Annotated in this window: 18 protein-coding genes; 10 read left to right on the top strand and 8 right to left on the bottom strand. The window is 62.9% G+C overall.

All coding sequences use genetic code 11. From position 1 onward, the window contains the following. Positions 1–155 precede the first annotated feature (155 nt). From HP556_RS23125 to HP556_RS23110, 4 genes are read left to right on the top strand one after another with little or no spacing between them, the layout of a single operon-like run. Positions 156–1,160: an AAA family ATPase gene (locus HP556_RS23125; RefSeq protein WP_089262552.1), complete on the top strand. Its 1,005-nt coding sequence runs from the start codon at positions 156–158 to the stop codon at positions 1,158–1,160. Beyond that, entirely contained in the window at positions 1,160–2,104 is a 945-nt protein-coding gene (locus tag HP556_RS23120; protein WP_175368681.1) for a DUF58 domain-containing protein, read from the top strand. The genes HP556_RS23125 and HP556_RS23120 overlap by 1 nt, the downstream gene beginning before the upstream one ends. Continuing rightward, positions 2,104–4,917, top strand: coding sequence for a DUF4159 domain-containing protein (locus HP556_RS23115; RefSeq protein WP_175368850.1), 2,814 nt, complete (start codon positions 2,104–2,106; stop codon positions 4,915–4,917). Before HP556_RS23120 ends, HP556_RS23115 begins: the two co-directional genes overlap by 1 nt. Positions 4,918–4,926: 9 nt before the next feature. Then, on the top strand, positions 4,927–6,990 hold the full coding sequence (locus tag HP556_RS23110) for a hypothetical protein (protein WP_175368680.1): 2,064 nt from the start codon (positions 4,927–4,929) through the stop codon (positions 6,988–6,990). A 22-nt stretch (positions 6,991–7,012) separates the two neighbouring features. Here the strand turns inward: HP556_RS23110 and HP556_RS23105 are convergent, their stop codons facing one another. Then, complete coding sequence (locus HP556_RS23105) at positions 7,013–7,999, bottom strand: Bug family tripartite tricarboxylate transporter substrate binding protein (protein ID WP_246297868.1); 987 nt, start codon at positions 7,997–7,999, stop codon at positions 7,013–7,015. After that, positions 7,996–9,714 carry an FAD-dependent oxidoreductase gene (locus tag HP556_RS23100; RefSeq protein WP_175368679.1) on the bottom strand — a complete coding sequence of 573 codons (1,719 nt, stop codon included), beginning with the start codon at positions 9,712–9,714 and terminating at the stop codon, positions 7,996–7,998. Before HP556_RS23100 ends, HP556_RS23105 begins: the two co-directional genes overlap by 4 nt. A 101-nt stretch (positions 9,715–9,815) precedes the next feature. Between HP556_RS23100 and HP556_RS23095 the strand changes: the two genes are divergently transcribed. From HP556_RS23095 to HP556_RS23085, 3 genes are all read left to right on the top strand, one after another. Continuing rightward, positions 9,816–10,742 carry a LysR family transcriptional regulator gene (locus tag HP556_RS23095; protein ID WP_175368678.1) on the top strand — a complete coding sequence of 309 codons (927 nt, stop codon included), beginning with the start codon at positions 9,816–9,818 and terminating at the stop codon, positions 10,740–10,742. 205 nt (positions 10,743–10,947) lie between these two features. After that, positions 10,948–11,325, top strand: coding sequence for a DUF2946 family protein (locus HP556_RS23090; protein ID WP_175368677.1), 378 nt, complete (start codon positions 10,948–10,950; stop codon positions 11,323–11,325). Positions 11,326–11,449: 124 nt separating this feature from the next. Beyond that, positions 11,450–13,804 (top strand): TonB-dependent receptor, encoded by a 2,355-nt coding sequence (locus HP556_RS23085; protein WP_175368676.1) that lies wholly within the window; start codon positions 11,450–11,452, stop codon positions 13,802–13,804. A gap of 157 nt (positions 13,805–13,961) precedes the next feature. Here the strand turns inward: HP556_RS23085 and HP556_RS23080 are convergent, their stop codons facing one another. Both HP556_RS23080 and HP556_RS23075 read right to left on the bottom strand, forming a co-directional pair. Next, positions 13,962–14,474, bottom strand: a complete 513-nt coding sequence (locus HP556_RS23080) for a GNAT family N-acetyltransferase (protein ID WP_175368675.1) — start codon at positions 14,472–14,474, stop codon at positions 13,962–13,964. Positions 14,475–14,531: 57 nt separating this feature from the next. Beyond that, positions 14,532–15,020 carry an NUDIX domain-containing protein gene (locus HP556_RS23075; RefSeq protein ID WP_175368674.1) on the bottom strand — a complete coding sequence of 163 codons (489 nt, stop codon included), beginning with the start codon at positions 15,018–15,020 and terminating at the stop codon, positions 14,532–14,534. Between the two features lie 138 nt (positions 15,021–15,158). Between HP556_RS23075 and HP556_RS23070 the strand changes: the two genes are divergently transcribed. Further along, on the top strand, positions 15,159–16,043 hold the full coding sequence (locus HP556_RS23070) for a metallophosphoesterase family protein (protein ID WP_175368673.1): 885 nt from the start codon (positions 15,159–15,161) through the stop codon (positions 16,041–16,043). A 15-nt stretch (positions 16,044–16,058) separates the two neighbouring features. On the opposite strand, the gene HP556_RS23065 is transcribed toward HP556_RS23070, so the two are convergent. The 4 genes from HP556_RS23065 to HP556_RS23050 all read right to left on the bottom strand — a co-directional run bounded on the left by HP556_RS23065 (position 16,059) and on the right by HP556_RS23050 (position 18,327). After that, the gene (locus tag HP556_RS23065) at positions 16,059–16,751 is read right to left on the bottom strand and encodes a glycine-rich domain-containing protein (protein WP_210269290.1); all 693 of its coding nucleotides are present in this window, start codon (positions 16,749–16,751) and stop codon (positions 16,059–16,061) included. Between the two features lie 63 nt (positions 16,752–16,814). Next, a complete protein-coding gene (locus HP556_RS23060) occupies positions 16,815–17,306 on the bottom strand; it encodes a hypothetical protein (RefSeq protein ID WP_175368672.1) in 492 nt (163 codons plus the stop codon). A 12-nt stretch (positions 17,307–17,318) separates the two neighbouring features. Beyond that, positions 17,319–17,867 carry a hypothetical protein gene (locus tag HP556_RS23055; protein WP_175368671.1) on the bottom strand — a complete coding sequence of 183 codons (549 nt, stop codon included), beginning with the start codon at positions 17,865–17,867 and terminating at the stop codon, positions 17,319–17,321. Positions 17,868–18,117: 250 nt separating this feature from the next. Further along, the gene (locus HP556_RS23050; RefSeq protein WP_068733054.1) at positions 18,118–18,327 is read right to left on the bottom strand and encodes a DUF4170 domain-containing protein; all 210 of its coding nucleotides are present in this window, start codon (positions 18,325–18,327) and stop codon (positions 18,118–18,120) included. A gap of 212 nt (positions 18,328–18,539) precedes the next feature. Between HP556_RS23050 and HP556_RS23045 the strand changes: the two genes are divergently transcribed. Then, the gene (locus HP556_RS23045) at positions 18,540–19,985 is read left to right on the top strand and encodes a helix-turn-helix domain-containing protein (RefSeq protein ID WP_175368670.1); all 1,446 of its coding nucleotides are present in this window, start codon (positions 18,540–18,542) and stop codon (positions 19,983–19,985) included. Between the two features lie 47 nt (positions 19,986–20,032). Further along, positions 20,033–20,932, top strand: coding sequence for an HNH endonuclease (locus tag HP556_RS23040; RefSeq protein ID WP_175368669.1), 900 nt, complete (start codon positions 20,033–20,035; stop codon positions 20,930–20,932). The last annotated feature ends 19 nt before the right edge of the window (positions 20,933–20,951 follow it).

Raw genomic sequence — 20,951 nt, 5'->3', positions numbered from 1 at the left:
AGTTCATAGCCGCATCCCGATATTGTGGGGATAGTTTAATTCAACAAATACATGGCCTTCGCTTAAGTTTAGCATCAGGTCCATGGAATACTAAGATGGCGTGACGACAAATGCGGCGGCGTGTTTCAGGCGCCGTTCACCCGAAGGAGCAATGGATGGCTGGCGCTGACAGTGTCGAGAAACTCGAAGACGTGATTGTCCGCTCCGCGGAACAGGTGGCTGGCCAGATGCGCGCCGCCAAGGAAGCTATCTCCACTGTCATCTTCGGCCAGGAACGCGTCGTCGAAAACACGCTGGTGACCATTCTGTCCGGCGGCCATGCGCTGCTGATCGGTGTTCCGGGCCTCGCCAAAACCAAGCTGGTGGAAACGCTGGGCGTCACGCTCGGCCTCGATGCCAAGCGCATCCAGTTCACCCCCGACCTGATGCCTTCAGACATTCTCGGCGCCGAAGTGCTGGACGAGAGCGTCGCCGGCAAGCGCTCGTTCCGCTTCATCTCGGGACCTGTCTTCGCACAGCTTCTGATGGCCGACGAAATCAACCGCGCCTCGCCGCGCACGCAATCCGCATTGCTGCAGGCGATGCAGGAACAGCACATCACCGTCGCCGGCGCCCGGCACGATCTGCCGAAGCCGTTCCATGTGCTGGCCACGCAGAATCCGCTGGAGCAGGAAGGCACCTATCCGCTGCCGGAAGCGCAGCTCGATCGCTTCCTGATGGAGATCGACGTCGATTATCCGGATCGCGATGCTGAACGCCGCATCCTGTTCGAAACCACCGGCGCCGAAGAAACCATCGCCAAGGCTGCCGTGACCGCTGAAACGCTGATTACCGCGCAGCGCCTAATCCGCCGTCTGCCGGTCGGCGACAGCGTGGTCGAAGCGATTCTTACATTGGTGCGCTCGGCACGTCCGGGACCGGACGCAGGCGATGCCAGCAAGCTGATCGCCTGGGGCCCAGGTCCTCGCGCGTCACAGTCGCTGATGCTGGCAGTGCGTGCCCGTGCATTGCTCGATGGCCGTCTCGCGCCGTCGATCGACGACGTGCTCTATCTCGCCGAACCGATCCTGAAGCATCGTATGGCGCTGACCTTCTCGGCGCGTGCCGAAGGTCGCACAGTCCCCGACGTCATCCGTCAGCTCAAGACGCGGATCGGTTAATGGCCGCAGCGCCGGATCACGCCACGCAGGAGATCATCGCAGTCCGCCGCGCCGATGGTGAAAGCCGTTCGCTTGCTGCGTCATTGCCACGTCTGGTGCTGGAGGCCCGGCGCATTGCTGCGACCGTCATCCATGGCCTGCATGGCCGGCGCCGCGCCGGCCATGGCGAAAGTTTCTGGCAATATCGTCGCTTCGTCTCCGGCGAACCGTCGCAGAATGTCGACTGGCGCCGTTCGGCGCGCGACGATCATTTGTATGTCCGCGAGCAGGAATGGGAAGCCGCGCACACAGTCTGGCTGTGGCCGGACCGGTCGCTGTCGATGGCCTTTGCCTCCAAGGGCGCGCGCGACAGCAAGCTCGAACGCGCGCTGATCGTCACCTTCGCACTGGCTGAATTGCTGGTGGCCGGCGGTGAACGCGTCGGCGTGCCCGGCCTGATGAATCCGACGTCCAGCCGCAGCGTCATCGACAAGATGGCGCAGGCGATGCTGCACGACACGACGAACCGCGCCAGCCTGCCACCTTCGTTTGTGCCCTCAGCACTGGCCGAGATCGTGGTGCTCGGCGACTTCTGGTCGCCGATGCCGGAGATCAAGGAGATGCTGGCCGGTCTGTCGTCATCCGGCGCGCATGGCGCACTGGTGCAGGTCGTCGATCCCGCCGAGGAGAGTTTCCCTTATTCCGGCCGCGTCGAATTCGTCGAGCCGGAAAGCGGCAATGTCATCACCGCCGGCCGTGCACAGACCTGGGCCGAAGACTACGTCGCCCGCGTCGCCGCGCATCGCGAGGAAATCCGCGCTGAAACCGCCAAACTCGGCTGGCTGTTCTCGACACACACCACCAGCCGCTCGGCGGCTGAGCTGCTGCTGTTCCTGCATGGCGGCATGATGGTCAACAAATCTGCCGGCGGCGGCAGCATGGTCAAGGCAGGACGTTCAGCATGATCGGTGGCTTTCCGCTCGCCTTCGCCCAACCGCTGCTGCTGCTCGGCCTGATCAGCCTTCCGGTGCTATGGTGGTTGCTGCGCGTGATGCCACCGCGCCCGCAGCGCATCGCGTTTCCGCCGACACGTCTGCTGTTCGATATCACGCCGAAGGAAGAGACCCCGTCGCGCTCGCCGTGGTGGCTGACACTGCTGCGCCTGCTGGCTGCGGCACTGATCATCTTTGCTGCCGCCGGCCCGGTCTGGAATCCGCAGACCGGAGCTGCCGGCAGCAACGCCCCGCTGACGATTTTGCTGGACGATGGCTGGAGCGCCGCGGCGAGCTGGGACGCTCGCGTCAAGGCGGCGGATGAGCTGATTGCCAATGCCGACAGCAATCGCCGCGGCGTGGCCCTTGTTCCGCTGTCGGAACCGAACCGCGACATCACAATGCTACCCGGCGGCACCGCACGCGTCGCGCTGCGCCAGCTCTCGCCGAAGCCCTATGCCATCGACCGCGTCGATACGCTGCCGGCGCTGGAGCGCTTCCTGAAGGCCACCGGCGACAGCGAAATCGTCTGGCTCTCCGACGGCGTCGACACCGGCCGTGGCGCGGATTTCACGCAAGGCCTTGCGAAGACCATCGGCGACCGCACACTGACCATCTATGACGGCGGCGCCACGCCGGCCCATGCGCTGGTCGCAGCGGAAAATGCCGCGGCGAAGATGACCGTGAAGGTGCTGCGCGCCAATAGCGGCGGCCCGGACGGCGGCGTGGTGCGCGGCCTCGACCAGAAGGGATCGCCGGTTGGCGAAGCCAAGTTCCTGTTCACACCGAACGACCGCGAGACCGAAGCCTCGTTCGATCTGCCCGTGGAACTGCGCAACGACATCGCGCGGCTTGAAATCACCGGCGAACGCTCCGCCGGCGCCGTGCAACTGCTCGACAAGCGCTGGCGCCGTCGCGCCATCGGCATCGTTTCGGGCGCCACCAACGATACCGCGCAGCCGCTGCTAGCCTCGACCTTCTATCTAACGCGCGCGCTGGCGCCATTCGCTGACGTCCGCCTCGGCGATCGCGGGGCGCCGCAACAGGCGATCACGCAATTTTTGGACCAGAAACTTCCGATGATCGTGCTGGCCGATGTCGGCACGCTGTCGCCGGAAATCCGCGAGCGTCTGAATGCCTGGATCGATGCAGGCGGTGTGCTGGTGCGCTTTGCCGGCCCACGCCTCGCGCAAGGCGATGACGATCTCGTCCCGGTTAAACTGCGCCGCGGCGACCGCAGCCTCGGCGGCAGCCTGACCTGGGAGAAGCCGCAACATCTGGCGTCCTTCGCCGCCGATGGTCCCTTCGCCGGTCTGCCTGTCCCGAAAGACATCACCGTGAACCGCCAGGTGCTCGCCGAGCCGAACGCTGCGCTGGCCTCAAAGAGCTGGGCGTCGCTGGTCGATGGCACGCCGCTGGTCACCGGCGAACGCCGCGGCAAAGGTCTCGTCACCCTGTTCCATGTCAGCGCCGATATGCGCTGGTCCGATCTGCCATTGTCTGGCACCTTCGTCGAAATGCTGCGCAGGGTCGTCGATATCTCCGGCTATACGTCCACGCCCGGCGCAGGTGTCGCCGGCGAGACCGGCGCGGAAACGGTTGCGCCGCTGCGCACCCTTGATGGTTTCGGTGCCTTCACCCCGCCGCCATCGACGGCCAAGCCGCTCGCCGCTGACTATCGCGACCGCGCCACGCTCGATCACCCGCCGGGCTTCTATGGCCCTGCCGATGGCCCGCTCGCGGTGAATGCGCTGGCATCGGCCGATCGCATTGAGCCTATCGATTTCTCAGGCCTGAAGGCCAACCGCGCCAGCTACACCAATGCCGAACCTCGCGACCTTCGCGGCATCCTGCTCTCCACGGCGCTGGCGCTGTTTTTGGTGGACGCGATCATCGTCGCGCTGCTCGGCGGTGCCATTGCCGCGATGTTCCGTCGCCGCGCTGTATCTACCGCACTCGCAGTTGCTCTCGCGCTGACGAGTGTGATCGGCGCGCCGACGCCGTCACGCGCCGATCCGGCCAGCGACGATTTCGCAGTCAAGGCGGTGTCTCAGACGCGTCTGGCCTATGTCGTCACGGGGAATGCCGATGTCGACTCGATCGTGAAGTCGGGTATGACCGGACTGACGCTGTTTCTCGCGCAGCGCACAGCATTGGAAGCCGGCGAACCGGTCGGTGTCGATCCTTCTCGCGACGAACTGTCATTCTTCCCGCTGATCTACTGGCCGATCATTCCCGGCGCGGCCAAGCCGCCGCAGGAAGCCATCAACCGCATTGATGCTTACATGAAGCAAGGCGGCACGGTGCTGTTCGACACCCGCGACGCCGTCGAGGCGCCGCCCGGACCTAATGGCGAGTCGCAGACGCCGGGCATGCTGACGCTGCGCAATATCCTGTCCTCGCTCGATGTGCCCGAGCTCGAGCCGGTGCCGCGCGAACATGTGCTGACCAAGACCTTCTATCTTCTGCGCGACTTCCCCGGCCGCTTCAATTCCGGACCGACCTGGGTCGAGACCCTGCCGCGCGACGATGGCGATGACGCTGCCTCGCGTCCGGCTCGCGGCGGCGACGGCGTATCGCCGATCATCATCACCTCGAACGATCTCGCCGGCGCCTGGGCAATGCGGCCGGACGGCCAGCCGATGCTGCCGCTGACGCCCGGCGAACCGCGGCAACGCGAATTCGCGTTCCGCGCCGGCGTCAACATCGTGATGTACACGCTGACCGGCAACTACAAGGCCGATCAGGTGCACGCGCCGGCGCTCATCGAACGTCTCGGACAATAGGAGCGCGACATGCAATACGGCATCGCGTTTACGCCCCTCGTCCCGACCATCGTGCTGTGGATCGGCCTCGCCGCCATCGTCGCGATATCAGCATTGCTACTGCTCGGCCGTGCACGCGGTGCCGCCGTGCGTGTGGCCGCATTGGCGCTGATCCTGTTGGCACTCGCCAATCCCTCCTTCACACGCGAGGAGCGCGAGCCGCTCACATCGGTCGCCGCCGTCGTCATCGACAAGAGCCCGAGCCAGAATTTCGGCGCGCGCACCAAGGAAACCGAGGAAGCGCAGAAGCAGCTGGTCGACCGGCTGAAGCAGGTCAAGGGCCTCGAGGTCCGTGTCGTCGAAGCCGGACAGGCTGATGGCGAAACCGACGGCACCAAATTGTTCGGCGCACTGTCCTCCGCTCTCTCCGACGTGCCGACAGACCGTGTCGCGGGCGCCTTCCTGATCACCGACGGCCGTGTCCATGACATCCCGGCCAATGTCGCGGGTCTCGGCTTCAATGCGCCGGTGCATGCGCTGATCACCGGCCGCAAGGACGAACGTGATCGCCGCATCGCCATCACGGCTGCTCCCAGATTTGGCATCGTCGGCCAGTCGCAACGCGTTACGTTTCGCCTGGACGATCAGGGTGTCACCGGCGAGCGCGCCCGTGTCGCCATCCGCCGCGACGGCGATACGCTGAGCGAGCGCACGGTGCTGTCGGGCCAGACCGTGTCGGTCGATATTGACATCAAACATGCCGGTCCGAACATCGTCGAGATCGAAGCCTCGCCACTCGACAACGAACTCACGCTGGTCAACAACCGCGCCGTGGTCGCCATCGATGGCGTGCGCGACAAACTCCGCGTGCTGCTGGTCTCCGGCGAGCCGCATTCCGGCGAGCGCACATGGCGCAACCTGCTGAAGTCCGATGCCTCGATCGATCTCGTGCATTTCACGATTCTGCGCCCGCCGGAGAAGCAGGACGGCACGCCGATCAATGAGCTGTCGTTGATTGCGTTTCCGACCCGCGAACTGTTCCAGCAAAAGATTCACGAATTCCAGCTGATCATCTTCGATCGCTATGCCCGCCAGGGCGTGCTGCCGATCGCCTATTTCGACAATATCGCGCGCTATGTCCGCGCCGGCGGCGCCGTGCTGGTGTCGGCTGGTCCCGACTATGCGTCGAACACCTCGATCTGGCGCACACCGCTGGATTCGGTGCTCCCTGCCGAACCCGTCGGTGTCAGCGAGAAGCCGTTCTATGCGCATCTCAGCGATATCGGTAAGCGTCACCCGGTGACGCGCGGGCTCGAAGGCTCCAATTCCGAGCCACCGAAATGGAGCCGCTTCTTCCGCACCGTCGAGACCCGCAACACCACCACGCCGCCTGTGATGACTGGCGCCGACGGCCAGCCGCTGCTGCTGCTGTCGCGGTCCGGCGAAGGCCGCGTCGCGCTGCTGCTGTCGGATCACATCTGGCTGTGGGCGCGCGGCTATGAAGGCGGCGGCCCGCATCTCGATCTGCTCCGTCGCACGTCGCACTGGCTGATGAAGCAGCCGGATCTCGACGAGGAAGCACTCAAGCTGCAGAGTCAGGGCAAGGATCTCGTTGTGCTGCGCCAGACCATGGGCGACGCCGTGCAGCCCGTGACTGTGACCTCACCATCAGGCAAGACCCGCGAACTGACGCTGTCAGCCGGCGAGCCCGGCCTGTGGCGCGCGACCACGCCGGCCGATGAACTCGGCCTGTGGCAGGCCACCGACGGCACGCTGAAGGCGCTGATCAATGTCGGCCCGATCAACCCGAAGGAATTCTCCGAGGTCACCTCGACCACCGAGATGCTGAAGCCGCTGGCGCAGGCCAGTGGTGGCGACGCCCGACGGATCAATGAAGGCTCGGGCGTCGAGCTGCCGCGCATCGTGCCGGTGCGCTCCTCGACCGTCTTCCGTGGCGACGGCTGGATGGGCGTGCATATGCGCGATGCCAGCGTGGTCCGCGGCGTCGGCGTGCTGCCGATGTTTGCCGGCCTGATCGGGCTGCTGCTGCTGCTCGGCGCATTCGCTGCGACGTGGCTCCGGGAGAGCCGATAGCACGAACCAATGGCGGCGCGGGTCATTGCGCCGCGAGGTTCATCTCCCGCGTGAGACGCCCCCATTTGGCGCTTTCCGAGCGGATATAGGCCGCGAAGGCTTCCGGCGTCATTGGTGCCGGCTGTGCACCGATCGTCCGCAGCTTCTCGATCACGTCCGGGTCTCCCAGAGCCTTGACGAAGGCGGCATTCAAGCGGGTCACGATGTCACCAGGTGTCGCGGCGGGAGCCACGAGGCCGAACCAGCCCGTCGATTCAAACCCGGCAACACCTTGCTCATCGAGTGTGGGCACTTCGGGAAGGAACGGCACGCGCTTGGCACTGGTGACGCCAAGTGGTTTCAGTCGCCCGGCACGGATCAATTCCAGCGAACTGGGGATGTCCAACACCGCAAGCGGGATATGCCCGGCAAGGACATCGGTCACCGCAGGCCCTGTGCCCCGATAGGGAACGAGCGTCAGTTTGACATTCGTTGTTTGGAGAAACAGCGCAGCCGTCATGTGCATCACGGTGCCGTTGCCGCCATAGCCCACCGATAGTTGTCCGGGCTTTGCAGCAGCAGCCGCAAGCGCTTCTTTGAGCGTAGCAAATGGGGCGTCAGGCGACGCAACCAGCACAAACGGGATATCGGCAAGCAGCGTAATCGGTGCCAGATCCTTGATCGGATCGAAAGACGTCGCCGGGCTGATATGAGGGTTGATGGTCAGTGCGCCTGCCGGCGCCACGCCTAAGGTGTAGCCGTCAGGCTTCGCCTGCGCCACCGCCTGCATGCCGATATTGCCGCCCGCGCCCCCGCGATTTTCGATGATGAAGCCCTGCTTCAGGTCTGCAGCGATCACCGGCTCAAGCGCACGAATGAAGATGTCGGCGCTGCCGCCTGGCGGAAAGGTGACGACAATCTTGATGAGTTGGTCAGGATAGGCGGCCCACACGGGCGTCGTCGTACCGACCACGATCGAACTGGCGGCGCCTGCAAGCAACATCCTGCGGGTCGGAGCGAATACAGTCATGCGATTGCTCCCGAAACAGTATGCGAGGCTGAGTTTTGGTGCGGGGCTGCGCTCCGATGCGTAGACGCGGTTCTGCCCGTGATGAGATCAATCAACGCGTCGGGGTCCGGCGGAGGGAGGCGACCACGCCAGGCAATATGCTGATCTGGCCGCACCAGCAGCAATGCTTCAGCGGGTTGCCCTGCATCGACATCCGCGATCGACAGATCAATCAGCGTCAGAGGAACTCCGTTGCGGCGCGCGGACTCTCTCAGCGCAGTCACGTCGCAAGTCGGATCGTAGCGCAACAGCGTATAGCCGGGCCCCATCGCGTCAAAGATCGAACGGCCATCGCTCAGCCAGACATGCGGCATCCTGGCGCCCGGCACCGTCGAGGGTTCAAAATCGCCCATCGTATAGGCCGGAGGTGCCTCGCCATCATAGGCGATGACCGGTGACTGATCGTAGAAGTAGCCGAAATTGAGCCCCGCGCAGCAGTATTGCTTCACGTTGAGATCATAGGCGGCGCGGCCGATCGCGGCACGTGCCGCCGCACCCGCTTCGCTGTCTTCCTCGATCACCGTAGGCACGGCACCGCGCTGGCTGATGCTGGCCAGCGCATGCTCCATCGCAAACCGCGACACCTGATCGGTGATCGGCTGACGTTCGGCCGCATAGGCATCGAGCAGACCGGCATCCGCCCAGCCGTTGAGATGCGCTGCAAGCATCCAGCAGAGCGAAACCGCATCCGCGATGCCGGCGTTCATTCCATAGCCGGCGTAAGGCATCCACAGATGCGCAGCATCCCCGCAGATGAAGGCGCGGCGGTCGCGGAAGCGATCGGCGACAAGACGGCGCCCGACCCAGTCTTCCTTGCTGACGACCTCGTAATTGAAATCAGGCCCGACGCCCAGAATTGTACGGATGGACCAGTCGCGATCGACCGAGTCGAATTCCGGCTCGTCCGGCTTGAGGTGATTGTGGATCAGCCACCGGTCATGCCCGTCGATGGCAACGACAGTGCCGGTCCGGCGCGGGTTGAGCGCCAGCACCATCCAGGCTGGTGTGTGGGGCTGCATCAGGGTCTTCAGATCCGGCGCATCGATGAGGGTCGATTGAACCCGCTGGATCACAGGCGTTCCTACAAATGACGCGCCGATCAGCTTGCGTGTCAATGAGCGGCCGCCGTCACATCCAATGAGAAAACGGGCACGGATGGTGAAGGATCGGTCCTCATCGAGCCCACGGGCCTTGACCGAGACGCCCGATATGTCCTGATCGAAATGCACCATCTCGGTGCGGGACAAAATCGTGATCCTGGGATTGGCGGCCGCGTTCGCAAACAGAACAGGCTCCAGATAGATCTGGTTGATGCGGTGCGGCGGTTCAGGCGTCGGCCACCACGTGTCAGGTCCATCCGTTGCGGTGTAGCGCGTGGCGCGCGACGGAATGACGATCCGGCTGAGTTCGATGCCCGTTGCGGTGGTGCGATACGAGCAATCGTTGGGAAAGTCGGGCGGCAGACCGGCGTCGCGGATTTGGGTCACGATGCCAAGCCGGCGAAAAACCTCCATCGATCGCGCCGAAACATGGTTGCATTTGACATTGGGCGGCTCGCCGGCGTGCCGCGTCTCGAGCACGATCACGTCTATCCCTCTGGATGCGAGGTCCAGAGCAGCGGTGAGGCCCACAGGCCCTGCGCCAACGATAACGACGGATGTCTCATAGTCTTGCATGGCTGGCTCCCTCGACCGCGTCTGCGCGCGTTACGTTGAAGCTACCCGCAACTCTTGATAAGAGAAGTCGCTTTTCCAGTATTGATTGATAAGATTACCTCATGAATATCACCCTTCGCCAACTGGAAGCACTGGTCGCGGTCAGCCGCACAGGCTCGATGACGCGCGCAGCTCAAGAACTTCACATCACCCAAGCGGCGGTCAGCCTGCTGCTCCGCCAGCTTGAATTGCAGTTGGGCCTGCCAATGTTCGACCGCACGACACGGTCGTGTATACCGACCGCAGCCGGACGCGACGCAGTTCGAGCCGCAGAGCGTATGTTGGGCGACGCGCTCAGCCTCACGCGTCAGATGCGCAGCCTGTCGGAAGCACGGAGCGGCACAGTCGTCTTCGTCGCATCGGCCGGTGCAGCCTCCGCGCTCATGCCGGCAGTGCTCGCGACATTCCGCACCGCTTATCCCGACGTTGATGTCATCATGCGCGATGTCGCATCCGATCAGCTTGTAAGCGCGCTGCTCGCGTCGGACGCCGAATTCGCCATCGGCAGCGTGGATGGCCCGGTGCCCGAGGTGACGCTGACGCCTCTGGTGAGAGGGCGTCTCAGCGCCATCGGCTGGCCGGGTTGCCCGATCGCAGCGATGCAAACGCTATCGTGGGATGAACTCGCGACACTACCGACCATCGCGATGCGCCGCGACACGCTGATCCGAGCACAGATCGACCGACGGCTGGGGCGCGATGGCAAGGTGCTCATCCCGACCCACGAAGTGTCGCTCATCAACACGGCGCTTTCGATGACGGCGAAGGGCATCGGCTATGCGATCTTGCCCTCCTATATGATGCCGACCGAGCAGTACCCAGGTCTGATCGCTTTCCAGCTCGTGCGCCCGGCGATCACGCGGCAACTGTCCTGGATTCAGCAGACCGGCCGCAGCCTGTCGCCGGCAGCGCTGCAATTTCAGAAGATGACGGCGCGTGTGCTGGCCAGCGCGCATGCGACAGCCATTGCAAGGCGCGCGACGGTGTAACGCGCAATTTCGGTCCCTCTCATCATCAGCGTGGATTGGCCAACATCCATCGACGCGAAGCGTTGCCGTAATCCCACAGCAGGCCGGGTTTCTGTGTCCGGAGATGACTGGCCGTTGACACCCGGCCGCCTGTCGCGCGATGTTACATTATAACATCGGTGCTGGCAGACCTCTCCGCCGACCGATGCCGGGGCAGCCTGTCGGCATGAAGTGGTTTCGCGCGAATATCAGGAATGGGGCAAAGCTGGCGCTGTTCGCGCTGGCGGTGCAGCTCGTTCTGTCGTTCGGCCATGTCCATGGCGGGACGGTGCACGCGGCCCCTCTCGACACCGCCATCGCCCTCTCTGCCGGCGAAGCTGCGCAGACACCGGCCGCTCCAGATACTGACCACCATCACCGCGGCGCCGATCCCTGCGCCATCTGCGCCGTCATGGCGATGGCCGGTACAGCGCTGTTCGCCGCGCCGCCGGTCCTGCTGTTGCCGCAGGCTGCCGTCCTGCTGCAGCGGATCGCCGAGGCTGAATTCGACCATCTCGACGCCATCAGCGGCGCGTCGCAGCCGCGCGGCCCTCCTGTTTCCTGACACGACCTTTGACGATCGCTGCCGCGAATTCCTCGCAGGCAGCGTAACCGAAGTCAGATTCGCATCACCGCGAGTCCCGGCTCAAGCGCACAAACCGCGCCGCCGGTGAAGTCAGGACAAACCTATGTCGATTCAATTCAAGCGCGCCCTCCTGTTCGGCACATCTGCCGTGGTGGGACTGAGCTGCCTCCCGCCATCCGCGCTGGCGCAGACGCAGCTTCCCGCCGTGGAAGTCACCGCGCCAAGCCCGATCGTGCGCCGCAAGCCGGTGCCGTCACGCACCGCGCATACCCATATCACGCGCCCCGCGCCGAACCGCAATGCTGCCCCGGTGCCCGTTGAAGCGGAGCCTGTTGTACAAGCCCAGCAGGGCGAACTCCCGATCGTCACCGATCAGTTCGCCACCGTCACCGTAGTGCCGAATGACGAGATCCGCCGCTCCGGCGCCTCGACGCTCGGCGACCTCCTCGCCAACAAGCCCGGCATCACCGGCTCCGGCTACGCGCCGGGCGCGTCGAGCCGGCCGATCATCAGGGGTCTCGACGTCAATCGTGTCGGCATTGTCGAAAACGGCATCGGAAGCAACGGCGCATCGGACCTCGGCGAAGATCATTTCGTGCCGGTGGATCCGTTTGCCGCCAATCAGGTCGAGGTGATCCGCGGCCCGGCGACGCTGCGCTACGGATCGCAATCGATCGGCGGCGTGGTCAGCGCGTCCAACAATCGCATTCCCGACGCGCTGCCGAACTGCGCCGCGGCGGCGCCGTTCCAGAGCTACGGCATGCCGGTGAAGGCGCCGGCTGCCGGTCTCGCGGCGCCGGGCTGCATGAATGCGGAAGTCCGCACCTCGTTCAGTTCGGTGGATCGCGGTGTCGATGGCGGCATCCTGCTCGATGCTGGCGGCGGCAACGTCGCCGTCCATGCCGACGTCTATGGCCGCAAAGCGGGCGACTATAATGTGCCGAGCTATCCCTATGCGGAGCCCGGCCTCGCCTTCAACGGCAAGCAGCCGAATTCGTCGAACCAGTCGGCCGGCGCATCGGTCGGCGGTTCCTACTTCTTCACCGGCGGTTATATCGGTGCTGCGATCACGCAGAACAACACGACCTATCGCATTCCCGGCGTCGAAGGCGCCGAAGTCGGCACCCGCATCGCCGGCCAGCAGACCAAGTTCACGGCCAAGGGTGAGTATCGTCCGGATGCTGCGGCAATCGAGGCGATCCGCTTCTGGGTCGGCGCGACGAACTACAAGCACAACGAGATCGGCCTCGCGGATGCCACCGATCCGACCAGCGACGGCGTGCGCCAGACCTTCACCAACAAGGAGCAGGAAGGCCGGCTCGAGGTGCAGATGATGCCGTTCAATGCGCGCTTCGCCACGATTACTTCGGCCTTCGGCCTGCAGGTCAACCATCAGGAACTGACGGCACCGAGCCCTGACGACATCGGCAGCCCTCTCAACGGTCTTTGGGATCCGAACAAGAACACCCGGGTCGCGGGCTACAGCTTCAACGAGTTCAAATTCACCGAGACCACGAAGGCGCAGATCGCCGGCCGCATCGAGCATGTCGAGCTGTCGGGCACGACGCCATCGTCGATCCCGAACGAGTTCGATCTCAATGCAGATCCGGGCGCGATCGGGCCGGCGGTCGGGCGCAACCTGACCTTCACGCCGAAGAGCGGCAGCATCGGTCTGATCCAGGATCTGCCCTGGTATGGGCTCTCCGCCAGCATCACCGCGCAATATACCGAGCGCGCACCGAAGCCCGCCGAACTGTTCTCGCGCGGCGGACATGATGCCACCGAGACCTTCGACATTGGCAATCCCAATCTCGGCATCGAGACGGCGAAGTCGGTCGAACTCGGCCTGCGCCGTGCCGCCGGTCCGTTCCGCTTCGAGCTCACCGGCTACTACACGCAGTATAGTGGCTTCATCTATCGCCGCCTGACCGGCAACACCTGCGGAGATGGAGTCTGCCAAGCGGGACTTGGCCTCGAACTGAACCAGGCGATCTATTCGCAGCGCGATGCGACCTTCCGCGGCGGCGAATTCCAGAGCCAACTCGATGTTGCGCAGATCTATGGCGGCACGTGGGGCATCGAGACCCAGGCCGACATCGTGCGCGCGACCTTCAGCGACGGCACCAATGTGCCGCGTATCCCGCCGGTGCGTGCCGGCGGCGGTCTGTTCTGGCGCGATGCCAACTGGTTCGCGCGCGTGAACTTGCTGCACGCTTTCGCGCAGAACGACATCGCTGAGATCGCCGAGACGCCGACATCGGGCTACAACCTGCTGAAAGCGGAAGTGAGCTACAAGACGCTGCTCGATCCGCGCATCTACGGCGCCAAGGAAATGACCCTCGGCGTGGTCGGCAACAATCTCTTGAACGAGAACATTCGCAATGCGGTGTCCTACAACAAGGACAACGTGCTGCAACCCGGACTGAACGTGCGGGCGTTTGCGAGTGTGAAGTTCTGATTTCCATACACTCGTCATTCCGGGATGCGCCTCTTTGGCGCAGACCCGGAATCTCGGCGTGGTGAAACTCGCTGCAAGGCACTTCGAGATTCCGGGTTCAGGCCGATCCGCTTCGCGGCTCGACCTGCCCCGGAATGACAGCTTGTGGCTTTGGCTTTTACTTCGCCGCGTCCCAGTCCGGCCGGACAGCGCCGGCGAGACCCACAGCAGCGCCTTCCACCAGCTCAAGCACCAGTAGCCGGTTCTGATCGACCGGACCCGGCATGGTCACGTTACCCTTCGGGATCGCCTTGAAGCCGACCCGGCGATAATAGGGCTCGTCCCCAACCAGCAGGATGAGCTTGTGGCCCTTTGTGCGCGCATCGGCGATGGCGCGGTCCAGCAGCTTGCGGCCGACGCCGCGGCTGCGGAATGGCGGCTCGACGGTCAGCGGCCCGAGCAGCAGTGCCGGCGTGTCGCCCACACAGATCGGCAATTGCCGGACCGACCCGACCAGCAACGTGCCGATCCGCGCCGTGAAAGACAGGTCGAGCAGATGACCGACATGTTCGCGCAGCCGGTAGGCTGATAGCACGTAACGGCCCGGGCCGAAGGTGCGGGCATGCAGCCGCTCGATGATCTGGGCGTCGTTGGCGGTTTCCGCCAGGATGGTCAGAGAAAGGTCATTCATGTCGGGAGGCGGGATAGCATTTGGCGGGCGCGCGGTCCATTGCCCGGGCGGACGGGATCAGACCCGCCAGGTGGCACTGATCGGCTTGCCGTCGAAGATCTCGGCCAGCCGCAGCCGGGTGCCCTCGGTGGTGTCGTGAGGCAGGGCATCGAGGACGAAGAAGCCGGTTTCGGCGATTTCGCGATTGGGCTCCGGCAGCCGGTCCTGCTGGAACTGCCTGACCACATAGACCGCCACATGATCGCGGATCGAGACGTGACTGTTGAGGAAGACGCCATGCAGAACCGGCTCTCCCGTGAGTTCGATGCGCCCCTCTTCCCGCAGCTCCATGGCTAGCGCCTCGCGAAAGGTCTGGCCGACTTCGACGCCGCCGCCGGGTAGATACCAGCCGGTGACATAAGTGTGCCGGACTAGAAACACGCGATTGTCAGCGTCCAACACCACGGCGCGGACGCCCAAGGTCATGCCGCGGGCGAAGCGGAAATACAGATGCACGAATTTGCGCAGGGTCGGCTCCAGCCGCTGCCGCAACGTCGGTGAGGTCATCGCGGCAAATTCCTGGCTGGCGACACGGTGGGTGCTTGCGTCATATGCCCCACCTTGCCAAAACATGCAGGGATTTCACAGGCATGAGGGCGCATTGAGCCGGCTTGTTCACATACGCGCAGGGGCAGATCGCTTCTCATGACCGCTTTCACCCTCGCCCATCTGTCCGATCCGCATGTTCCGCCGATGCCAGAGCCGCAATGGCGCGAGCTCCTGGGGCAGCGCGTGCTCGGCTATCTGAACTGGCGGCGTAATCGGCATCTGATCCACCGCCGCGATATGCTGGATGTCATCGTCAGCGACATGCAGGCGCAGCAGCCGGACCATATTGCCGTCACTGGCGATCTCGTGAATCTCGCCCTGGATGCCGAATTCCCGCGCGCGCGCCGCTGGATCGAAAGCGTCGGCACACCGGACAAGGTCTCGCTGGTACCCGGCAATCACGACGCCTATGTGCGCGGAGCACCCGAACGTTTCGCCGAGACTTTCGGCGACTATATGCGCAGTGACGGCACCCCCGATACGCGCTTTCCATTTCTGCGTATCCGCGGCCCGCTGGCTCTGATCGGCGTGTCGTCGAGTGTGCCAACCGCGCCGTTCATGGCGACGGGCTCGCTCGGCGACGCACAGCTTAGGGCGCTCAACATTATGCTTGGCGGCCTCGCCGACGCTCATCTGTTTCGCGTATTGCTGATTCATCATCCGCTACGCTCAAAGCAGAAAATGAAGCGACTGACGGATTCCGAAGCGCTGCAAGCTGTGCTCAAGCGCCACGGCGTCGAACTGATCCTGCACGGCCACGACCACATTCATTCGACCATGTGGTTCGACGGCCCACAGCGGCGCATTCCCGCAATCGGCGTGCCATCGGCATCATCGATTGCACACGGCCACAAGCCGGCAGCCGCCTACAATCTGTTCGCCATCGAACGCGACGGCGAACGCTGGCGCTGCGAGCAGACGGTGCGAGGATTCGGGGGCAGCAATATGGTGCACGAGCTGACGCGGACGATGCTGGTGTAGCGCGGCGCGCAGTCGTCAGTCGCCGCCTCCACCGCAACCGCCTCCTCCATCGCCGCCCCCGCCGCCATCACTACCGCCGGCGTCGCCACCGCCGCCACTATCGCTTCCCCCGTCGCCAAACCCGGCCGTGCTGCCATCGACGGACGAATTGGCGAAATCGCCTCCGCAATGTGCTGCTCCGCCTGAGCCATCGCGCCGGAGCGCTTCACATTGCGGATGATAGACAAAGCCGCCGGGGATCTTCAGCTTCGCATCCAGCGCGAACAGCAAAGGCAGCCGCGTCGGATTGACCGGATCGATATTCTCGTATTTGCAGCAGTACCACCACACACGGCGCAGGCCTTCATTGTCCTTGCGATGCGCGGTGAGCATCACCGCCGGCGTGTGATGCAGGAACCTGCCAAACGCGCGGCGGCAAAACCTGTCATAGTCGCGCGTATAGAGGATGAACTCGTGCCAGAGATCATCCGCGACCTGCGACGGCATCGATACGAAGCGCCGGCCACTCATCAGATGAGCAACGAAAAACTGCCGCAGGCCATGCGAGACGAGCGCGCTGTCCTTTCGCGTCAGGCCTGCATGGTGTTTTTCCAACAGCTCCAGCAAGCCGCGCGGCCAGGTATAAGTACGGATGAATTCGGCGCGGCGAAATTGAAGCCAGTGACGTAGCGATAGAAGGATCATCACCGCGCCAACTAATAGCGCCACGGCTATTCCCACCACAGTTCCCCCGAAAGCCTCTGGCCAGCAGTTCGCCACACAGAGTAATGACTACGCGGATTGTTGGCCAGCGATCTTCCTTCCGCAGCCAGCAAGGTGGACGATTGATGCGACGACCAACAAGGAGAACAAACCCACGGCAGTTTGTACCATCGCATCGATCGCCAGAGCTTTGATCCCGAACGCGGTGATTTCTCCATTTTCCCAGCTACATCTCTCACGGAGAGATCCATAGCAAAAGGTTAAAGAGCTTGAACGGGCATGTAACAATTTTAGCGCGCAGTAGCACGCTGCGAACGAAACGCTACCAAGCGCAAGACTGCAGATGAACTTGATTCTGGAGTTCATTTTCAGCGGCGACAGAAGAGCGCAGGCCAACAGCAGCACGGAAAAATAAATAGCCGAAATCAGCAGTGCCACTGGAAGAAGGTAGACCAAAAAAGGCAACAGCGGAAAAGCCATCACAAGCGATCTGAAGACAACATCCAGTATGAAAATGATCAGTCGCTGAAAGCCCGAAAACATCACGTCTGATGTGCCCACGATAGTTGAGCACTATCCTGTGCGTATCGCGACAAACAATGCAACCAGAAAGAGCGCAACGGCGCCAACGACCACACCGAACACGAACGGCCAGAATCTGCTGCGCGGCTTCTTCACCGCCGTCGCTACCTCCGGCGCCGGCATTGTCACCAGCGCGTGCTCGCGCTCAATCATGCGGCGCGCGATATAGTCGGTGACCGCCTTTACGATGGTCGGAACGTCATGCGCCTCGGCCAGCACCACGCGGCCATGGCGGGTGTCCTGCACGAAGCGATACATGCGCTTGTCACGCCCCATGGCGACATGGGCGACCATGTCGATCCACAGCCGCGGCGTGTCGCCCTGGCTAATGCCCCGGTCGAACATCTCGATGCCAACAGGAATCTCGGCGAACAGCGGATCGAGCGCTTCATTGAGGATCTCCAGCCGCGCCACTTCGGCATCGCGCAACTCGACGACGACACCGGTGCGATCGGCCGCCTCGATGCGGGCCTGACGCAACGCGTCGCGCAGTCGCTGCGGCCTGACTTCCTCGACAGGCTTCGTCCCGTTACTCGCCACGCTGGACCCCTTTCTGGCTGCCTGAGCGCGCCATCCACCGGGCAGTAACCTATCAGTAACCACGAGTGCCGGAAAGGCTGTTTGTTTCCAGAGGCTTGGCCGTTAAACGCATCAACGGCCCCACCCGGTTTCCCGGATGAGGCCGCTGATATCCTTGGACGTCTTCTTATGGGCAAATCAGCGACAGGCTTGAGGCGATCCGGCGGCACTGGCGCCGCGCGGGATCTCAGCTTCAGGCGACCCGTCGGTCCTAAGCGACCTGACGGCTCGGCTCTTCGACGATGGAGAAGCGGACGCCGGCGCGGTGGCGATTCTCTTCCGACACGGTCTTCCAGGCTTCTTCAGCCTGCTTGCGCGTCTTGAACGGGCCCTGCACCTGGGCCGAGCCTTCAACCAGCTTGTGGAAGTTCATCGAACCGAACTCGCCGCCGATGACCCAGAAATTGCTACCGTGTGACATGTCGTGCTCCTATTCATTCCTTAAATCGACATTCGTGACATGCGATGCATTCACCGTGTGAACAGATAACGCCATGTCCGATAAAACCACCAGATGCCTTGTGTTTGAATGGTGATGTGATGTAACATCACGACTTGTAATAAATGTCATTTTGTCAATTTTGTCACAATCAACGACCGAGTGGCGACTCGGGGAACCAGGAATTGGCGCGGATGGCGGGCGAGTCTGGCAAGAAGCTGTTCGTGGGGCCGCGCTTCAGGCGGATCCGGCAGCAACAGGGCCTGTCCCAGACCCAGATGGCAGAGGGCCTCGGCATTTCGCCGAGCTACATCAATCTGATTGAGCGCAACCAGCGGCCGGTCACCGCGCAGTTGCTGCTGCGCCTCGCCGAGACCTACGACCTCGATCTCCGCGATCTCGCGACGGCGGATGAAGATCGCTTCTTCGCGGAGCTGAACGAAATCTTTTCCGATCCGCTGTTTCGCCAGATCGATTTGCCGAAACAGGAATTGCGCGACCTTGCCGAACTCTGCCCCGGTGTCACGCATGCGCTGCAGCGGCTCTATGCGGCTTATACCGAAGCGCGGCGCGGCGAGACCATGGTGGCGGCGCAGATGGCCGATCGGCACGAAGGCGCGCCATTCGAAGCCAATCCGATCGAGCGCGTGCGTGATTTGATCGAAGCCAACCGCAACTACTTCCCCGAACTCGAAGCGGCCGCCGAAGGCCTGCGCGACGAGATCAACGTGCCGTCGCAGGATCTGTTTGCGACGCTGAGCACGCGACTGCGCGACAAATATTCGATCGTCACTCGCATTATGCCGGTGGACGTGATGCGCGAGACGCTCAGACGTTTCGACCGGCATCGCCGGCAATTGTTGATCTCCGAAATGGTCGATGCGCCCGGCCGCGCCTTTCAGGTCGCGTTCCAGATCGGCCTCGTCGAATGTTCATCGCATTTCGAGACCATCATCGGCCGCGCAGGTCCGCTCGATGACACCACGCGGCGGCTCTATCGAATTACACTGGCCAACTATTTTGCAGCAGCGACGCTGATGCCCTATGCGGCGTTCCATGCTGCGGCGGAAGCGCTGAGCTACGACGTGCAAGTGCTCGGCCAGCGCTTCAATGTCGGCTTCGAGCAGATCTGTCATCGCCTCACTACGCTGCAGCGGCCGAATGCGCGCGGCGTTCCCTTTTTCATGCTGCGCGTCGATAATGCCGGCAACGTATCGAAGCGGTTCTCGTCGGGCACCTTCCCGTTTTCGAAATTCGGCGGCACCTGCCCGCTGTGGAACGTGCATTCGACCTTCGACACGCCGGACCGCCTGCTGAGCCAGGTGATCGAACTGCCCGACGGCAGCCGCTATTTCTCCATCGCACAGACGCTACGCCGGCCCGCAGCGCCGCATCCGCAGCCGCAACCGCGCTTCGCCATCGGCCTCGGCTGCGAGATCCGCCACGCCGGCAAGCTGGCCTATTCGGCCGGCCTTGATCTAGAAAAAACCGAGGGGACGCCGATCGGTGTCAATTGCCGGCTGTGCGAGCGCGAGAATTGCAGCCAGCGCGCGGAGCCGCCGATCACGCGCAGCCTGATCCTCGATGAGAACACACGGCGGGTGTCGAGCTTTGCGTTCAGCAATGCGCGGGAGTTGTGAGGCGCCCCGAGCCTTTGCGGTAGAAAAAGCCGTGCTATACAGATCGCATGGGATTTGGGGTTTTCATTCACCGCACAGATTCGATCTACGACGACAGCCCGGCCGAGCAGTATCAATTTCCGAGTCAGTACCTCAGCCGGGCACAGACCTTCGTTGGCGACTGGATCATCTATTACGAACCGCGCAAAGTCGAAGCGACACGTGGCTACTTTGCCATTGCCAAGGTTGAGCGGATTATCCCAGACCCTTCAGCAGCAGGCATGTATCTCGCACTAATCGAACCATCGAGCTACCTCGATTTCGCGACACCTGTTCCCTTCACCGACGCCCAGGGCGTCATTGAGCGCGGCGTCCTGAACGAGCAAGGCCGAATTTCGGGTCGAGCCCAGTCTGCCGTGCGGCCGATTAGTCCAACGGACTTTGAACGCATTTTAACGCTCGGGCTCGATGAGAGCGATCAAGTCCTACCAAGAATTGGCGACATCACATCCATCCCACAATTCGACGAAGTACAAGCTCCTTTCAAATTCGAAGAAACGCGAGATCGGTTGAACTATCTCACTTCACGAATTGTCCGAAATCGAGCTTTTCGGCGCATCATTCTCGACGCTTATGATCGGCGCTGTGCGGTGACTGGACTCAAGCTTATCAATGGCGGTGGTCGCGCCGAGGTCGATGCAGCTCACATTCGACCTGTCGAAGCGAATGGCCCCGACATCATCAACAACGGGATCGCTCTTTCAGGCACAGCTCATTGGATGTTCGACCGTGGATTGATTAGCCTCTCCGACGAACTTGAAATCCTCATTTCTCGTCACGTGAATGATTTTGAGAGCGTCCGCGCTCTAGTCAACAAGAATGGCCATGCGCTTCCGCCTCAACGAACGTCACAGCGGCCGCATCCACATTTCTTAAGTTGGCATCGCGACAATTGCTTCAAACAATAACTGTCCATAAGGATGCCTG

It is taken from the genome of Tardiphaga robiniae, from assembly GCF_013359755.1.
In the GTDB taxonomy this organism is placed as follows: domain Bacteria; phylum Pseudomonadota; class Alphaproteobacteria; order Rhizobiales; family Xanthobacteraceae; genus Tardiphaga; species Tardiphaga robiniae.
Note: the sequence above shows the minus strand (reverse complement) of the source record. Positions and strands in the feature narration are given on the sequence as shown.

Coding starts and splice junctions, on each gene's coding strand:
- HP556_RS23075 (WP_175368674.1), bottom strand. CDS start 15,020: ATGACCTCACCGACGTTGCGGCAGCGGCTGGAGCCGACCCTGCGCAAA.
- HP556_RS23080 (WP_175368675.1), bottom strand. CDS start 14,474: ATGAATGACCTTTCTCTGACCATCCTGGCGGAAACCGCCAACGACGCC.
- HP556_RS23110 (WP_175368680.1), top strand. CDS start 4,927: ATGCAATACGGCATCGCGTTTACGCCCCTCGTCCCGACCATCGTGCTG.
- HP556_RS23105 (WP_246297868.1), bottom strand. CDS start 7,999: ATGACTGTATTCGCTCCGACCCGCAGGATGTTGCTTGCAGGCGCCGCC.
- HP556_RS23040 (WP_175368669.1), top strand. CDS start 20,033: ATGGGATTTGGGGTTTTCATTCACCGCACAGATTCGATCTACGACGAC.
- HP556_RS23090 (WP_175368677.1), top strand. CDS start 10,948: ATGAAGTGGTTTCGCGCGAATATCAGGAATGGGGCAAAGCTGGCGCTG.
- HP556_RS23070 (WP_175368673.1), top strand. CDS start 15,159: ATGACCGCTTTCACCCTCGCCCATCTGTCCGATCCGCATGTTCCGCCG.
- HP556_RS23045 (WP_175368670.1), top strand. CDS start 18,540: ATGGCGGGCGAGTCTGGCAAGAAGCTGTTCGTGGGGCCGCGCTTCAGG.
- HP556_RS23095 (WP_175368678.1), top strand. CDS start 9,816: ATGAATATCACCCTTCGCCAACTGGAAGCACTGGTCGCGGTCAGCCGC.
- HP556_RS23125 (WP_089262552.1), top strand. CDS start 156: ATGGCTGGCGCTGACAGTGTCGAGAAACTCGAAGACGTGATTGTCCGC.
- HP556_RS23085 (WP_175368676.1), top strand. CDS start 11,450: ATGTCGATTCAATTCAAGCGCGCCCTCCTGTTCGGCACATCTGCCGTG.
- HP556_RS23120 (WP_175368681.1), top strand. CDS start 1,160: ATGGCCGCAGCGCCGGATCACGCCACGCAGGAGATCATCGCAGTCCGC.
- HP556_RS23050 (WP_068733054.1), bottom strand. CDS start 18,327: ATGTCACACGGTAGCAATTTCTGGGTCATCGGCGGCGAGTTCGGTTCG.
- HP556_RS23100 (WP_175368679.1), bottom strand. CDS start 9,714: ATGCAAGACTATGAGACATCCGTCGTTATCGTTGGCGCAGGGCCTGTG.